The sequence below is a fragment of the Salipiger sp. PrR002 genome, assembly GCF_010500775.1.
Classification (GTDB): Bacteria; Pseudomonadota; Alphaproteobacteria; order Rhodobacterales; family Rhodobacteraceae; genus Salipiger.
On the sequence record NZ_JAAGOU010000026.1, the window covers coordinates 1 to 14,751 of the forward strand.

A 14,751-nucleotide genomic window follows, 5' to 3' on the forward strand; every position below is an offset into this window, starting at 1 on the left:
AGCCCGGCGGCGCGCGCCGCTCGCGCGGGGGCCGTGGCCGTCGCAGCGGTGGTGGCGGCGGTGGCAACCGCGGCAGGGCGCATGCCTCGGCCTGATCTGGCCCAGCTCTAGGAGACACGGAAAAGGCGCGGAAACCCTCCGCGCCTTTTTTGTTTGAGAAGCTCGTGCGCCCGGCCCTAGCCTTCGCTCATCGCCTCATACATCGCGTGCAGAATCTCGTGGCCCATCTCCGGCCCCCCAAGGAAGGTCCGGTCCCGCAACTCGGTCTTCTGCTCGCCCTCCGCGGCCTCATAGACCACGGCACCGTCCTTGATCGTCGCCAGCACGTCGATCTCCGCCAGCGTCTCGGGGTCCACCGCCATCGGGTCGTCCGACAGGATCACGAAATCCGCCCGTTTGCCCACTTCGATCGAGCCCTTGCTGTCCTCTTCGAAATGCTGCCACGCGGGCCAGATGGTCAGCGCCTTCAACGCGTCCATCACGCTCACCCGCTGCGACGGGCCAAGGATGTCGCCCGAGCGCGTGCGCCGGGTCACCGTGGCCGAGAGGATCCGCATGCTGTCGGGAAAGGCTACCGGCGCATCGTGATGCGAGCCGAACATCATCCCGCGCTGCCGCACCCAGCCGGTGGGCGAGATATTGTCGGCATTCACCGGCCCCACGGTATGATCGCGGTGCCAATCGCCCCAATAATAGGTGTGCATGGGAAAGAGCGAGGGGAAGATGCCCAGCTTCTGGATGCTGTCCACCTGATCCTCGCGCAGGAACTGGCCGTGCACCAGCACCGGGCGGTTGGTCGGCGCCCCGTATTTCTCTTCCGCCGCGCCGATCGCCGCGATCAGCATATCCGACGCGCCCTCGCCATTGGCATGGGTGAGGATCTGGTAGTCGTGGTCAAAGCACCAATCCACCGCATCCGCCACCTGCTCTTCGGTGATCGCCGCATAGCCCTTGTAGCCCGGCGGATAATCCCCGACCGGATCGTAATAGGGCCGGTCGCGCAGCGCGGTGAACCCCTGCGGCGAGCCGTCGATGGTCAGCTTGCAGCCGCCCACCCGCACGTGGCCGTCATAGTCCTGAGAGAAATTCGCCTCGATGAAATCCCGCGCCTCCAGCACATCGGGAAAGGCCACCACGTCGATCGGCAGTTCTCCCGCCGCATCCACCGCCCGCAGCGCCTCGACATTGCCCGCGCTCGAGCGGCCCTCCTGCCCGGTGGTGTAGCCAAAGCGCGCCCACATCTCGGCCCCGGCCTTGGCGAAGGTCTTGAACCCCTCCGGCCCAAGCTGCCCCAGCAGCGGCACCAACGTGCGGAAGAAGGCATATTCTTCGAGCACGCCATTGGGCCGCCCGTCCTCGCCGCGCCGGATCACCCCGCCCGGAGGGTTTTCCGATGCCTCGGTGATCCCGGCGATCTCGAGCGCCTTGGAGTTCGCCACGCCCAGATGTCCCGACTGGTGGATGATCATGATCGGCACCTCGGTGGACACAGCATCCAGATCGTCGCGCGTGGGATGGCGCAGCTCGGCCAGTTGCGCGTTGTCATAGCCAAAGCCGACGATCAGGTTCACCGCCTCCACCGCCTCGCGGTTTTTCTCGGCCCAGTCGCGCAGCCCCTGCTGCAGGCTGGCGATATCGGTCACATCGCCATCGGGCGGCGCCAGCATATTGGCCGAAAGCGCCTGAATGCCGCCCAGCACCACATGCCCGTGGCTGTCGACAAACCCCGGCAGCATCGCCCGACCGCCCAGTTCGAACATCTGCGTGGCCTCGCCCTTCAGCGCCGAGACCTCTTCCATGCTGCCCACCGCAACGATCTTGCCATCCAGCACCGCCACCGCCTCGGCGCTGGGGTTCGCATCGTCGATCGTCAGGATCGGGCCACCGGAATAAATCGTATCGGCACTCTCCTGCGCCGCGCCAAGCCCCGGCACCAGCGCCGCGGCAAGCAAAAGCGCCGCGCTGCCCACTGTCATCCGCATCAAAAATCCCTCCTGCAAATCTCTCACGCCCGCACGCTAGGCCAAGACAACACCCTCACCTTGACGTGGCGCAAGGCAAGGTAACACAGAGAGAATTTCTACCCTAAGGAGAATGCCGCGGCGAAGCCCAAAGGATCACCCCCGGCGCAGGTCGCCCACCTCGCGCCAGAACAGCGGCGTCAGCAGCACATAGACGGTGATCATCTCCAGCCGCCCAAGATACATGGCAAAGGCAAGGATCAGCTTCACCGGATCGCTCAGCGTGGCGAAATTCCCTGCCGGTCCGATGATCGGCCCCACGCCCGGCCCGACGTTGGCCAAAGCGGTCAGCGCGGCGCTGGCCGAGGTCGAGAAATCCAGCCCGAAGAAATCCAGCACGATGGTGAAACCGCCAAAGGTCAGCCCGTAGAACATCATGAAAGTGATGACGCTTCGCATCGTGTCCTCGTCGACGCGCATCCCCTCGTAGCGGATCGCCACAACCGCATGCGGCGCGCGGATCATCTGCATCTTGGCCCGCAACGCCCGCACGAAGAGCAGCCAGCGCATCGCCTTGGCCCCGCCCGCGGTCGAGCCGGTGCAGCCCCCCGCCGCGGTCAGCAAAAAGAAGGCGACGGCGGCAAATGGTCCCCAAAGCGTGTAATCGGTGGTGGCATAGCCGGTTGTCGTGACCACAGAGACCACGTTGAACGCCACCGCAGTGGCCGCCTCGAACGGCCCCCAGCCCTTGGCGATCACCAGCCAGAGGCTCAGCACCGCGATCACCACGACCAGCCCTTTGATCAGCGCCTCCACCTGCTCGCTGCGCAGCGCGCCGCGGTGCACCACACGCACGTACCACGCAAAGGGCAACGCCCCCAGCAGCATAAAGATCGTCCCGGTCCACTGCAGGAACGGGCTGGTGAAATGCCCGAAAGAGGCGTCATAGCCCGAATAGCCGCCGGTCGAGAGCGTGGTCATCGCATGGGTCATCGCATCGAAAGGCCCCATGCCGCCCACGAGGTAGAGAAAGCCGCAGACCGCCATCAGCGCCAGATAGATGCCCAGCGTGGCCGAGGCGAAAGAGGCGGCGCTGCGCAATTCCTTCTCGCCCTTGTCCGAGCTTTCGGTGCGAAACAGCTGCATCCCGCCCACCTGCAGCATCGGCAGCATGGCGATGCCGGTGACGATGAAGCCCACGCCGCCCACCGCCTGCAGCAGCGCCCGCCACAGGATGATGCCATGCGGCGTGTCATCCAGCCCGCTCATCACAGTCGAGCCCGTCGTGGTGATCCCCGACATCGCCTCGAACACCGCATCCACCGGCGACAGCCCCCATTGCCACAGCGGCACCGCCCCGGCGACGGCGGCGGTCACCCAGACCGAAGAGGTCAGAAGAAACGTGTGCAGCCGATTCAGGTCGAGAAACTCCGACCACGTCGAGAGGCTCACCCCGACGCCCACCATGCCGACCAGCGCCGCCGAGATGCCAAAGACGCCAGCGGTCTCGGGAAACAGGATCGCCACCACCCCCATCAGCGCCGCGAAGAAGACGCAGACCAGCCCGTTGATGAAATAGATGAAGCTCATGACAGCACTCTCTCGATTGGCCGGCGCGGCGCTGCCGCCGCGTCGACCCGAAAGCCATGTGGCGAAGTCGAGAAGAATTCAACTCGACTTTTCATTCCCGGACAATCCGCATCTCGGCTGTCGCGCCGCCCACACCCTCGGCAAGCCCCCGCGTATGCATGGTTTGTGCATGGGATGTGCATGGATTGTGCCCCCTTCCTCGGGCGTCGCCGATGGTCTACCTCTGGCCCCTGCGAACATCTCGAAGGGCGCTCAAAATGAAACCCATCCGCCTGATCTCGGGCATCCTCACGGTCGGCTTCTGGACGCTGGCCAGCCGCGTCCTTGGCGTTGCGCGCGAGATTTTCATTCTCGCCTATATCGGCCCCGGCCCGGTGATGGATGCCTTTGTGGCCGCCTTCCGCCTGCCCAATATGTTCCGCCGCTTCTTTGCCGAAGGCGCGTTCAACGCCGCGTTTGTGCCAATCTTTTCAAAGAAATACGAGGGCGAAGAAGACCCGCTGAAGTTTGCCAGCCAAGCGATGAACGGCCTTGCTTTCGTGCTTCTGCTGCTCTCGGCGCTGGCGCTGATCTTCATGCCCGCGCTGGTCTGGGCCACCGCCGGAGGCTTCGCCGCCGACGCCCGGTTCGACATGACGGTCGGCTTTGGCCGTATCGTCTTTCCCTATATCTTCTTCATCTCACTCGCCGCCCTGTTCTCGGGCGCCCTCAACGCCACCGGCCATTTCGCCGCCGCCGCCGCAGCCCCTGTCTTGCTGAACGTCTTCGTCATCCTTGCCATGCTCGCCGGTCAGTACCTGAATGGCGATATAATCCAATGGCTTGTCTGGACGATCCCGCTTGCTGGCGTGGCTCAGTTGGTGCTTGTCTGGGTGGCTGCCGAACGCGCCGGGATCAAGCTGCGCCCCGGCCGTCCGCGCTGGAACGCCGACATGAAACGACTGGTCCGCGTCGCCGTTCCCGCAGCGCTTGCGGGCGGGGTGATGCAGGTGAACCTTCTGGTCGGTCAGCAGGTCGCCTCGAACTTCGAAAAGGCCGTGGGCTGGCTCTATGCCGCCGACCGGCTCTACCAGCTTCCGCTCGGTGTGGTCGGGATCGCGGTCGGCATCGTGCTGCTGCCCGATCTCTCCAGACGTCTGAAAGCACAGGACGAATCCGGCGCGCGCCACGCCTTCTCGCGGGCGGGAGAGCTGTCTCTGGCGCTGACCGTACCCGCCGCCGTGGCGCTGGTGGTGGTGCCCCTGCCCATCGTCGCGGTGCTGTTCCAGCGCGGCGCCACGTCGATGGCCGACGCGCAGGCCATCGCCTTTGCCGTCGCCATCTACGGCCTCGGTCTGCCCGCCTTCGTGCTGCAAAAAGTGCTGCAACCGCTGTTCTTTGCCCGCGAAGACACGCGCACCCCCTTCCGCTACGCGCTGTGGTCGATGGCGGTGAACGCGGTCCTCGCCATCGGTCTCGCGCCAGTTCTGGGCTGGTACGCCCCCGCCATCGCCACCACCTGCGCGGCGTGGACAATGGTCGCGCAATTGGCGTGGGGCGGGCGCAAATTGGGCGACGTGGCGCGGTTCGACACACGCTTCCGCACCAGAATTCTGCGCATCTGTCTTGCCTCTGTCATCATGGGCGGTGTTCTTTGGGGAACCATGTTGGCGCTTGGGCCGTTCCTTGAACGAAGCTACTGGCGGAGCCTTGCCCTTGTCGGCCTGATCCTTGTCGGAATCCTCTCTTACGGGATTGCCGGACAGGCGGTTGGGGCGTTCCGTCTGTCCGAGTTCCGCACCGCTTTCCGCCGCAAGGGCTAGTACATGACGCTGACACCGCTAATCACCGCCGCCGAGGGTTTTCCCGCCCTCGAGCAGCTGTGCAATGACGCGCAAGACGAGCTCGTGATGAGCTTTCGCATCCTCGATCCCCGCACCAAGCTGCGCACCCCCGAACTCCGCGCCAAAGGTCTGGAAAACTGGGCCGACTTGCTGGCGGATGTGGCGCGGCGCGGCGTGAAACTGCGGATGATCATCTCTGATTTCGATCCGGTCTTCACCTCCACCCTGCACCGCAACGCATGGCGCTCCGCCAGCGCCTTTGCCGAGCGGCTGCAGGGCGAGGATGCGCAGATCCTCTGCGCGCCGCACGGGCAGAACGCAGGCTGGCTCTGGCGCATCGCCATGCGCGGCCCCATCGCGCGACACATGGAGAAGCTGCGGCAGGAAGAGGAGGCCACCCTCACCCCCGTGCAGCGCGCCGTGCTCAAGGGCGCGGTCGCCTTGCGGCCGGTGACCATCCACCAGAAATTCGCCGTCGCCGACGGCAAGGCCGCAGTGATCGGCGGGCTCGACATCAACGAGCGCCGCTTCGACACCCCCGAGCATGACCGCCCCGCTGACGAGACGTGGCACGATGTGTCGATGCGGGTGGATGATGCCGATTTCGCCGCCGCGCTGCGCCACCATTTTGGCGAATGCTGGAATGCCGCGCTGGATTGCGACACGCCCTGCCTCACCGGACGCACCGAACGGTTCGACACCGCCAAGAAACCGCAAGCGCCTGCCGATCTGCGGGTGGTGCGCACCTTCTCGGCGCCCTGCAGCGGGCCTGCCCGGCTCTCGCCCCGCGCCTCGATCATCGAGCACGAAAAGGCGCTCATCGGCATGATCGGCGAGGCACAGCGCTATATCTACATCGAGACGCAATTCCTGCGCCACCGCCCCGTGGCCGAAGCGCTGGCCAAAGCCGGAGAGCGCAGCGGTGAGCTGCAACTGGTGGTGCTGATGCCCTCCTTCCCCGACCGGGTGCTCTACGAGGGCAACGACGGCTGGGACACGCGCCACGGCCACGCCCTGCAGACCGAGGCGGTGGACCGCGTGTCGAAAGCCTTCGGAGACCGCGCCGCCTTTGTCTCGCCGGGGCAGCACAGCGAGTCGCCCGAGGATATTCCCGATCTTCTGGGATCCGGCCCGATCTACGTGCACTCCAAGGTCACGCTGGTGGATGACCGCGTCGGCCTCGTGGGCTCGGCCAATCTCAATGGCCGCTCGCTGCGCTGGGACACCGAGGCCTCGGTGATGTTCCGCCGCTCGGACGCGGTGGAAGACCTGCAAAGGCGTCTGGCCTCGACGTGGCTGGGCGATCACCTCAACGGCCATGACCGGGTGAGCGCGCGCACGTGGCGGCAGGCAGCGCTCGCCAATGCCGCGCATCCGCCGCAGGACCGCGAGGGATTCGTGCTGCCCTACCCTCAGGCCGAAGGACGCAAGTTCGCCAAGTCCTTGCCGGTGCTGCCCGCCGATATGTTCTGATCAGCGGCGTTGCCGCAGGCGCTGGCGCAGCCGCGCCCAGCCACCGGGCACCAGAAGGACGGTCAGCAGAAAGCCCGAGGCAAAGCCGCCAAGGTCGGCCACCCAATCAAGGCTGCCGCCAAACAGCAGGCCGAACAGCAGCTGAATTCCCAGCAGGATGCCGATCAGCGAGAAGGCCCGTGCCTGCTGCGCGCCCAGTTGGCCAAGCCGCAGCCACAGCAGGTAGGTGAAGCCGCCAATCAACCCGTAGACCGGCGGGAACGCCCCGATCAGCGGCACCGGCGTGCTGACGAAACCATAGGCCAGCGCGCCGCCAAGGCTCGACGCCGCGAGGATCGCCAGCGTGCGCCAGCTTCCCAGCGCCTCGCCGACCATCTTGCCAAGTGCCAGCAGCATGACAGCGGCAAACAGTGCATGGCTAAAGCTCGCATGCACGAAAGGATAGCTGAAGAAGCGGATCACATGCTGCGCCGGAAACTGCCCGGTCGACAGCATCCAGTGCCAGATCTCGCCCGAGAAGGCGAAGCGTTGCAGCGCGTCGAGCCGCCAGCCTACGGCGCCGGGCCCGCCGACGAGACCGCGCGCGCCGAGCGAGAAGGCCGCCTCGACCCCCACGATGACCACGGCCAGCCCGACGATCACGGGCGGCAGCGAATTGAACGGCGAGACATTATGCTGGTGCGCCATGGTGGCCTCTTTCTTGACGGCATGTCGGGCCATGGGTAAGCCAGCCCAGACCGAATTTCCAGACGGAGGAAGCCCATGTCCGACGCGGGCGACATCAATTCCGCTTTCACGCCGCGTGTGTTTTCCGGCATTCAGCCCTCGGGTGGGCTGACGCTGGGCAATTACCTTGGCGCAATCAAGCGTTTCGTCGACATGCAGGACAGCGGGATCGAGACGATCTACTGCGTTGTCGACATGCATGCGATCACCGTCTGGCAGGATCCCGAGGCGCTGCGCAAGCAGACCCGCGAGCTGACCGCCGGCTATCTTGCCGCCGGGCTCGATCCGGCGAAATCCATCCTCTTCAACCAAAGCCAGGTTCCCGGCCACGCCCAGCTGGGCTGGATCTTCAACTGCGTCGCGCGGCTTGGCTGGATGAACCGGATGACCCAGTTCAAGGACAAGGCCGGCAAGAATGCCGAGAAGGCCTCGCTGGGGCTTTATGCCTACCCCGCGCTGATGGCCGCCGACATCCTGCTCTACCACGCCACGCATGTGCCCGTGGGCGAGGACCAGAAGCAGCACGTCGAGCTGACCCGCGACATCGCGGCGAAGTTCAACCACGACTACGGCACCGAGTTCTTCCCGATGACCGAGCCGGTGATCGAAGGCGCGGCCACCCGCGTCATGAGCCTGCGCGACGGGTCCAAGAAGATGTCGAAATCCGATCCCTCGGACGCCTCGCGCATCAATATGACCGATGACGCCGACGCCATCGCCAAGAAGATCCGCAAGGCCAAGACCGATCCCGACGGGCTTCCGTCGGAGGTGAAGGGCCTCGAAGGCCGTCCCGAAGCGCGCAACCTCGTCAACATCTACGCCGCCCTCGCCGGGCAAAGCGTCGAAGAGGTGCTGACCATGGCCGGTGGCAAGCAGTTCTCGGAGTTCAAGCCGATGCTGGTGGATCTGGCGGTCGACAAGCTGGCGCCGATCTCCACCGAGATGGCCCGGCTGATGCAGGATCCGGCGCAGATCGACGCGATCCTCGCAGGGGGCGCCGAGCGCGCCCGCAAGATCGCCGATCCGATCCTGCAGCAGACCTATGAGATCGTTGGCATGGTCGGCGCCAAGGCCTGATCCATCGCCCATCCCGAAAAGGAGAGGCCGCCCCCAGAGGGCGGCCTTTTGCCTTTGCCGCCTCCCCTGGAACGCCGGCTGCGACAGCGGGGCCACACCCGTGCTACACTTTCCGCATCGCCCCGGGCTTTAGGGAGGACCAGCGCGATGACACTCACCCCCGACCGCACATGGATCGCCTGGACCGGGATGGAGACCGACCTGATCTTCAACCACGGCGTCGAGCTGCCGCATTTCGCCGCCTTTCCGATGATCGACGAAACCGAGGGCCGCGCCCGCCTGCGCGGCTACGCCGAGGCGCTGATCGCCATCGGGCGTGAGACCGGCGCCGGGATGATCCTCGACACGCCCACATGGATGGCCAACCCCGACCGCGCCGCACCGCTGGGCTATACCCCCAAAGACCTCACGCGAGTCACCCAAGAGGCGGTGGCGCTCCTGCGCGAGATGGCCGCGCGCCATCTCGATGTGGCGACGCGCATCAGCGTGCAGATCGGCCCGCAGGGCGACGGCTATCAACCGGGCATGTCTGCAGCAGATGCCTCCGCCAGCTATCACGGGCCGCAAATCCGTGCCGCCGCCGAGGCCGGTGCCGATATGGTCAGCGCCTACACGCTGGGCGCCGCTGGAGAGGCGATCGGCATCGCCAAAGCCGCCGCCGAGGCAGGCATCCCCGCGCTCATCGCCTTCACCGTGGAAACCGATGGCCGCCTCGCCGATGGTTCGTTGCTGTCAGAGGCCGTGCAGCGCCTCGCTGGCGCGACAGACCCAGAGGCGATCATGGTCAATTGCGCCCACCCCGACCATATCGCCAATGCGTTTGACGGCGGCGAATGGGAGGCGCATCTGGCGGGCATCGTCGCCAATGCCTCGCGCCAGAGCCACGCGGAACTGGACGCCTGCGACACGCTCGACGACGGCGATCCCGAAGAGCTTGGCGCGCAGTTGGCCGAGCTGCAGCGCAGCCATCCCGCTCTGCGCGTGCTGGGCGGCTGCTGCGGCACCGACCTGCGCCACCTGCGCGAGATCGCGCGGCAGGTCTCGGGGGTCTCAGCCTAGGGCGATCCGCGCCGCCAGCCGCAGCGCGTGGCTGCTGTCCTGCGCCGCAACCGGCATCACCGGATCATAGGCGGCGCGGATCAGCGCGCCGACCTCCGGGCGCAGCACCACGCGCCCATCCTCGAGCCGCCCCAGCGGCGAGCGCGCAGCAAAGGCGCCATTGCCCCATGTCAGCATCACCTGCGCCACCTGCGCCAGCGCCAGATCCTCGGCAGGCTGCGCTGCCAGCGCGCCGTCCATGCACAGGAACACGAAGGCCGCCTTGATCGCGCCGCTCTCGTCAAAGCGGAACACCCGGTACTGGTTGGCCCCGCTCTGCTGCAAGCGTTCGACCATCTCGGGCAGCCCGTCGATCATCCGCCCAAGGTCCGGCAGCTCCAGCAGCTCGGCCCAGTCGCGGAAGAAAAACACCATGACGTTGGCCCCAAGCTCGGGGTCATGCTCGGCCATCTTGTGCCCCGACATGGCGCAGACCGCCTCGAAGGCGCCCTTCACCACCGACAGCGTCGCATCCTCGACGCCGAACACGATCGGCACCAGCGGCCGCCCCCAGCGCGCGCAAAGATAGCTCCCGTCTTCGCGGGTAAACAGCGCTTCGACCTCCGCCGCGTCCATGGCTCGCCCCTTCTTCTCTTTGGCAAATACGCATAGCGCGGCGCCCGCCACGCGGCGCTCCACCTGCCATGCCGGGCGCGCCCGCGCAAGATGTTCGCTTAAGTCAGGCGCGGGATCAGCCGTCGAAGAGCGTGCCCTGCCCCGGAACCTGTGGCCGCGGCACCGGCAGCCCGAGGTGATCCCACGCCCGCTGCGCCAGCATCCGCCCGCGCGGCGTGCGCTGGATCAGACCCTGCTGCAGCAGATAAGGCTCGATCACCTCCTCCAGCGCGTCGCGGCTTTCCGAAAGCGCCGCCGAGAGCGTCTCGATCCCCACCGGCCCGCCGGAGTAATTCTCGGCCATCAGCGTCAGATACCGCCGGTCGGCGCCATCGAGGCCCAGCTGATCCACCCCAAGCCGCGTCAACGCGCCGTCCGCCAGTTCGCGGGTCACGATGCCATTGCCCTCGACCACGGCGAAATCCACCACCCGGCGCAGCAGCCGCCCGGCGATCCGCGGCGTGCCGCGGGCACGGCGGGCGATCTCACGCGCGCCTTCGGGCTCGGCCCGTACGCCCAGCTTGACCGCGTTGCGGCTGACGATCTCGTTGAGCTCATCCTCGGTGTAGAACTGCAGGCGGGTCGGGATGCCGAAACGGTCGCGCAGCGGCGTGGTCAGCAGACCAAGACGGGTGGTCGCCCCAACCAGCGTGAAGGGCTGCAGCTCGATCCGCACCGTGCGCGCCGCGGGGCCTTCGCCGATCACGAGGTCGAGCTCATAATCCTCCATCGCCGGGTAGAGCACCTCTTCCACCGCCGGGTTGAGCCGGTGGATCTCGTCGATGAACAGCACGTCGCGCGCCTCGAGATTGGTGAGGATCGCCGCCAGATCGCCGGCCTTGGCCAGCACCGGCCCGGAGGTCATGCGAAAGCCCACCCCAAGCTCGCGCGCCATGATCTGCGCCAGCGTCGTCTTGCCAAGGCCCGGCGGCCCGTGAAACAGCGTGTGGTCCATCGACTCGCCGCGCGCCCGCGCCGACTGGATGAACACCCGCAGGTTGGCGCGCGCCTCGGCCTGACCGATGAAATCGCCCAGCATCTGCGGACGCAGCGCGCGGCCTTCGTCCTCGGGCAGCGGCTCGGGGCGCAGGGTGGGATCGCTGTCGACCATCGCTTACCCTTTCGGCGCCAGCAGCCGCAGCGCGGCACGGATGAGCGCGGAGGTCTCCGCCTCCGGATCCTCGCCCGCCGCCTGCGCCACCGCCGAGGCGGCCTCGCTTGGGCCATAGCCAAGGTTGCTCAGTGCCGAGAGCGCCTCGGATTGCGCCGAGGCATTGGGCCGTGCGGCAGGCGCCTTGCGCGGCGCGGCGGCGGCGGGGGACGGCGCGGAATCATCCTCAATCACCACATCATCAGCCGAGGCCACCTGCCCCGCGCCCATGGCCATGACCATCGGCGCCTTGTCCTTGAGTTCGTTGATCACCCGCTGCGCGGTCTTCGGACCGATGCCCTTGGCCGCCTTGATCGCGGTCCAGTCGCCAAGCGCGATGGCGCGGCTCACGCCGTCGGGCCCCAAAGCGCCGAGGATCGCCAGCGAGGCCTTCGCCCCCACGCCCTGCACCGACATCAGCAGGCGGAACCATTCCTTTTCCACCAGCGTGGGAAAGCCATAGAGTTGCAGCAGGTCTTCGCGCACCAAAAGGTCGGTATAAAGCGCCGCCGCCTCGCCCGGCGCCAGCGTCGCCAGCACCCGATCCGAGCAATAGACCACATAGCCCACGCCGCGCACGTCGATCAGCGCGTGATCATCGCCCTTGTAGTCCACCCGTCCGGCGATCCGTCCGATCATGCTTTCACCTTCATTCTCTGCGCGCCCTGATGATGCGCGTGGCAGATCGCGATGGCCAGCGCATCCGCCGCGTCGGGGCCGTGGATGACCACGCCCGGCAACTGCATCTTCACCATGTGATCGACCTGTGTCTTATCCGCATGGCCGACGCCGACCACCGTTTTCTTTACCGTGTTGGGGGCGTATTCGCCGATCTCCAGCCCAAACTGCGCGGGCACCAGCATGGCGATGCCGCGCGCCTGACCGAGCTTGAGCGTGCCAGCGCCGTCGCGGTTCACGAAGGTCTGTTCCACCGCCGCGATCTCTGGCTGCCAGCGGTGCAGCACATCGGTCAATTGCTCGTGCAGGGTGAGCAGACGCGCCGCCAAAGTGCCCGGCCCCGAATCGCATGTGCCGTTGGCGACATGCCGCAAACGGCTTCCCTCGGCCTCGATCACCCCCCAGCCGAGGTGCCGAAGGCCCGGATCGATTCCGATGACCCGCATTCCATCACTGCCCGTTGTTGTTTTTCTACCACGCAGTTAGCACGAAACGCGAACATCCGCCAAGCCCTCGCCCCTGTGCATTTGCCCACGCGCAGAGCAGTTGCGTCCGCCACGCCACGGCAGAGGTCCAAAGACGACAGTTTGGCGCCGGAACGCGCCTCAATCAGCCCAGAAAATAGGCTAATTTTCAGGCTCTTCGCTCAATTTGCTTGCTATGTGAAAACTGCAGCCCACCCATGCGTTTTTCACTGCTTGTGGCAGCTGCTGACCGGATCTATCTGGCGATTAGATTTCAGGCACTTTAAAAACTTCATGACAAGGACACTGACCTATGGCTGTCTATGACTACTCGCGCGACGCATCCGGCGCCGCTGGCCTCGCAGGCCGTATCGGCAACGTCTTCGTTTCCGGCTTCGCTCCCGTCGCCGACGAAACCCCGCGTTCGGCTGGCCTCTTCGCAACCCTCTTCGGCATCGTCGCCGAGTGGAACGACGCACGTATGACCCGCAAGAGCCTCGAAGCTCTGACCGACCGTGAGCTTGACGATATCGGCCTGACCCGTGGCGACATCGCTGCCATCGCACGTCGCCGCTGATAACATGATTTATCAAGCGCAAAGGCCGCGGTCCTGAACGGGACGGCGGCTTTTCCTATTTGCAGGATATGCGCAAGCGGCCCCAATGACCGCCACCTCTTGTTGGCGTTTTAGCCCAGCAGAGCCTGCAGCCCGATGCCGATCCACAGCGTGATCGGATCAACCCCCAGCACCCATGCTCCCAGCTTGTCGGCAAAGCTGCCGTCGGACAGACGCGCCAAATGCTCGGCGTAATGATCCGAGCCGAGATTGGCGAGCATCACGCCTTTGAACACCAGAAACCCAAGGATCGTCAGCAGCAGCCCGCGCAGGCGCACCGGCGAAATGCGCCGGATCGGCCGGTGCTCGAACACCCCGTTGCGATTGATCTTGGTGACATAGCCCTGTGCCAGCTTCCGGTGCTTTTGCGCAACCGCGCGCTGACGACGCTCGAAACTCTTGAGAGCGCTTTCCATACCGTGGAACCCCTCTTACCAAACAAATACATGCCGTATTTGCTCTCAAAGAGCGGCAAAATTTAGGCTAAAAAGCGGCTATTGCGCCGCTTTTCGTTCACGAAGGCTTGCGCAGGGTCAGGGTCACCCATTCGCCGATCTCGTCACGGCAGACCAGATCGACGCCCGCAGCGGCGTAGGCTGCAATCACCTCGTCGGCCTGACGGATCAAGATGCCCGAGAGGATCGCACGCCCGCCCGGTGCCAAATGCGCCGACATATCGGGCGCCAGATCGATCAGCGGCTGCTTGAGGATATTGGCGAACACCAGATCATAGGGCGCGCGCGCGGCAAGCTCGGGGTGGCCGAAACCGGCGGCTTCGACGCAGATCACCTTGCCGGTCAGGTCGTTGGCGCGCACGTTGGCCTCGGCCACTTCCACCGCGACCTCGTCGATGTCCGACACGATCACCGGGTTCGGCCAAATCCGCGCGGCAGCCATGCCCAGAACGGCGGTGCCGCAGCCGATATCGGCCACATTCTGGCCAACCATACCCTCGTTCGACAGCCGGTCGAGCGCGCGCAGGCAGCCCAGCGTGGTGCCGTGGTGGCCGGTGCCAAAGGCCATGGCGGCCTCGATCAGCAGCGGCTCGGCGCCTTCGGGGATTTTGTCGGCGTCATGCGAGCCGTAAACGAAGAAGCGCCCGGCCTCGACCGGGGTCAGCTCGCGGCGCACTTTGTCGACCCAATCCTGATCGGGCACTTCCGACACCACGAAGGGCGCCGCGCCATAGGCCGCCGACAGCAGCGCCAGTTCGACATCGCTCGGCGGCTCGAGGAAATAGCCGCCCACTTCCCATGTGCCACTGCCGTCTTCGATCTCGAAAACGCCAACGCCCGTGGGTTCGGGTTCAAGATCTTCGATGGCCTCGCCCAGGGCCTCGGCCGCGGTCTTGTCGCTCAGCTTGGTGAAGGCGGTCCAGGTCTTGGCCATGTGATGCTCTCCGTTCAGGGTTGGCCTGCCCGATAGCGCGTTTGCCGCTGCAGCGCCAGCCTTGCCGTGCAGGGCCGGCGGGCGCTTTCGC

The 14,751-nt window shown here is 66.0% G+C and carries 14 protein-coding genes; 5 read left to right on the plus strand and 9 right to left on the minus strand.

The window, feature by feature from the left end:
• Positions 1–176: 176 nt before the first annotated feature.
• Together G0A00_RS19885 and G0A00_RS19890 are read right to left on the minus strand one after the other, a co-directional pair.
• Positions 177–1,982, minus strand: a complete 1,806-nt coding sequence (locus G0A00_RS19885) for an amidohydrolase (RefSeq protein WP_164183451.1) — start codon at positions 1,980–1,982, stop codon at positions 177–179.
• Positions 1,983–2,117: 135 nt separating this feature from the next.
• Positions 2,118–3,551 (minus strand): TrkH family potassium uptake protein, encoded by a 1,434-nt coding sequence (locus G0A00_RS19890; RefSeq protein ID WP_164183452.1) that lies wholly within the window; start codon positions 3,549–3,551, stop codon positions 2,118–2,120.
• A 257-nt stretch (positions 3,552–3,808) separates the two neighbouring features.
• Between G0A00_RS19890 and murJ the strand changes: the two genes are divergently transcribed.
• Both murJ and G0A00_RS19900 read left to right on the plus strand, forming a co-directional pair.
• The gene (gene murJ / locus G0A00_RS19895) at positions 3,809–5,353 is read left to right on the plus strand and encodes a murein biosynthesis integral membrane protein MurJ (RefSeq protein WP_164183453.1); all 1,545 of its coding nucleotides are present in this window, start codon (positions 3,809–3,811) and stop codon (positions 5,351–5,353) included.
• Between the two features lie 3 nt (positions 5,354–5,356).
• Positions 5,357–6,847, plus strand: a complete 1,491-nt coding sequence (locus G0A00_RS19900) for a phospholipase D family protein (protein WP_164183454.1) — start codon at positions 5,357–5,359, stop codon at positions 6,845–6,847.
• Here G0A00_RS19900 and G0A00_RS19905 read toward each other — a convergent pair whose 3' ends face one another.
• On the minus strand, positions 6,848–7,534 hold the full coding sequence (locus tag G0A00_RS19905; protein WP_164183455.1) for a rhomboid family intramembrane serine protease: 687 nt from the start codon (positions 7,532–7,534) through the stop codon (positions 6,848–6,850).
• 75 nt (positions 7,535–7,609) lie between these two features.
• Here G0A00_RS19905 and trpS point away from each other — a divergent pair, with 75 nt between their 5' ends.
• Positions 7,610–8,650 carry a tryptophan--tRNA ligase gene (trpS, locus tag G0A00_RS19910; RefSeq protein WP_164183456.1) on the plus strand — a complete coding sequence of 347 codons (1,041 nt, stop codon included), beginning with the start codon at positions 7,610–7,612 and terminating at the stop codon, positions 8,648–8,650.
• Between the two features lie 147 nt (positions 8,651–8,797).
• Positions 8,798–9,709 (plus strand): homocysteine S-methyltransferase family protein, encoded by a 912-nt coding sequence (locus G0A00_RS19915; RefSeq protein ID WP_164183457.1) that lies wholly within the window; start codon positions 8,798–8,800, stop codon positions 9,707–9,709.
• Here G0A00_RS19915 and G0A00_RS19920 read toward each other — a convergent pair.
• The 4 genes from G0A00_RS19920 to ruvC all read right to left on the minus strand — a co-directional run bounded on the left by G0A00_RS19920 (position 9,701) and on the right by ruvC (position 12,637).
• Positions 9,701–10,324 (minus strand): hypothetical protein, encoded by a 624-nt coding sequence (locus G0A00_RS19920; protein WP_164183458.1) that lies wholly within the window; start codon positions 10,322–10,324, stop codon positions 9,701–9,703. The two genes, G0A00_RS19915 and G0A00_RS19920, sit on opposite strands and share 9 nt — an antisense overlap.
• Before the next feature lie 115 nt (positions 10,325–10,439).
• Complete coding sequence (gene ruvB, locus G0A00_RS19925; protein ID WP_164183459.1) at positions 10,440–11,474, minus strand: Holliday junction branch migration DNA helicase RuvB; 1,035 nt, start codon at positions 11,472–11,474, stop codon at positions 10,440–10,442.
• A gap of 3 nt (positions 11,475–11,477) precedes the next feature.
• Positions 11,478–12,152, minus strand: a complete 675-nt coding sequence (gene ruvA, locus G0A00_RS19930) for a Holliday junction branch migration protein RuvA (RefSeq protein WP_164183461.1) — start codon at positions 12,150–12,152, stop codon at positions 11,478–11,480.
• Positions 12,149–12,637, minus strand: a complete 489-nt coding sequence (gene ruvC, locus G0A00_RS19935; RefSeq protein WP_164183463.1) for a crossover junction endodeoxyribonuclease RuvC — start codon at positions 12,635–12,637, stop codon at positions 12,149–12,151. Before ruvC ends, ruvA begins: the two co-directional genes overlap by 4 nt.
• A gap of 331 nt (positions 12,638–12,968) precedes the next feature.
• On the opposite strand from ruvC, the gene G0A00_RS19940 reads away from it, so the two are divergent.
• A complete protein-coding gene (locus tag G0A00_RS19940) occupies positions 12,969–13,232 on the plus strand; it encodes a DUF1127 domain-containing protein (protein ID WP_164183465.1) in 264 nt (87 codons plus the stop codon).
• 110 nt (positions 13,233–13,342) lie between these two features.
• Here G0A00_RS19940 and G0A00_RS19945 read toward each other — a convergent pair whose 3' ends face one another.
• Entirely contained in the window at positions 13,343–13,687 is a 345-nt protein-coding gene (locus G0A00_RS19945) for a hypothetical protein (RefSeq protein ID WP_164183467.1), read from the minus strand.
• Between the two features lie 97 nt (positions 13,688–13,784).
• A complete protein-coding gene (locus tag G0A00_RS19950; protein WP_066102533.1) occupies positions 13,785–14,660 on the minus strand; it encodes a 50S ribosomal protein L11 methyltransferase in 876 nt (291 codons plus the stop codon).
• Positions 14,661–14,751 lie beyond the last annotated feature (91 nt).

What these genes read in the sequence shown, in the direction of transcription:
- G0A00_RS19905 (WP_164183455.1), bottom strand. Translation starts at nt 7,534, where the DNA reads ATGGCGCACCAGCATAATGTCTCGCCGTTCAATTCGCTGCCGCCCGTG.
- ruvB (WP_164183459.1), bottom strand. Translation starts at nt 11,474, where the DNA reads ATGGTCGACAGCGATCCCACCCTGCGCCCCGAGCCGCTGCCCGAGGAC.
- murJ (WP_164183453.1), top strand. Translation starts at nt 3,809, where the DNA reads ATGAAACCCATCCGCCTGATCTCGGGCATCCTCACGGTCGGCTTCTGG.
- ruvA (WP_164183461.1), bottom strand. Translation starts at nt 12,152, where the DNA reads ATGATCGGACGGATCGCCGGACGGGTGGACTACAAGGGCGATGATCAC.
- G0A00_RS19890 (WP_164183452.1), bottom strand. Translation starts at nt 3,551, where the DNA reads ATGAGCTTCATCTATTTCATCAACGGGCTGGTCTGCGTCTTCTTCGCG.
- G0A00_RS19945 (WP_164183467.1), bottom strand. Translation starts at nt 13,687, where the DNA reads ATGGAAAGCGCTCTCAAGAGTTTCGAGCGTCGTCAGCGCGCGGTTGCG.
- trpS (WP_164183456.1), top strand. Translation starts at nt 7,610, where the DNA reads ATGTCCGACGCGGGCGACATCAATTCCGCTTTCACGCCGCGTGTGTTT.
- G0A00_RS19915 (WP_164183457.1), top strand. Translation starts at nt 8,798, where the DNA reads ATGACACTCACCCCCGACCGCACATGGATCGCCTGGACCGGGATGGAG.
- ruvC (WP_164183463.1), bottom strand. Translation starts at nt 12,637, where the DNA reads ATGCGGGTCATCGGAATCGATCCGGGCCTTCGGCACCTCGGCTGGGGG.
- G0A00_RS19940 (WP_164183465.1), top strand. Translation starts at nt 12,969, where the DNA reads ATGGCTGTCTATGACTACTCGCGCGACGCATCCGGCGCCGCTGGCCTC.
- G0A00_RS19950 (WP_066102533.1), bottom strand. Translation starts at nt 14,660, where the DNA reads ATGGCCAAGACCTGGACCGCCTTCACCAAGCTGAGCGACAAGACCGCG.
- G0A00_RS19920 (WP_164183458.1), bottom strand. Translation starts at nt 10,324, where the DNA reads ATGGACGCGGCGGAGGTCGAAGCGCTGTTTACCCGCGAAGACGGGAGC.
- G0A00_RS19900 (WP_164183454.1), top strand. Translation starts at nt 5,357, where the DNA reads ATGACGCTGACACCGCTAATCACCGCCGCCGAGGGTTTTCCCGCCCTC.
- G0A00_RS19885 (WP_164183451.1), bottom strand. Translation starts at nt 1,982, where the DNA reads ATGCGGATGACAGTGGGCAGCGCGGCGCTTTTGCTTGCCGCGGCGCTG.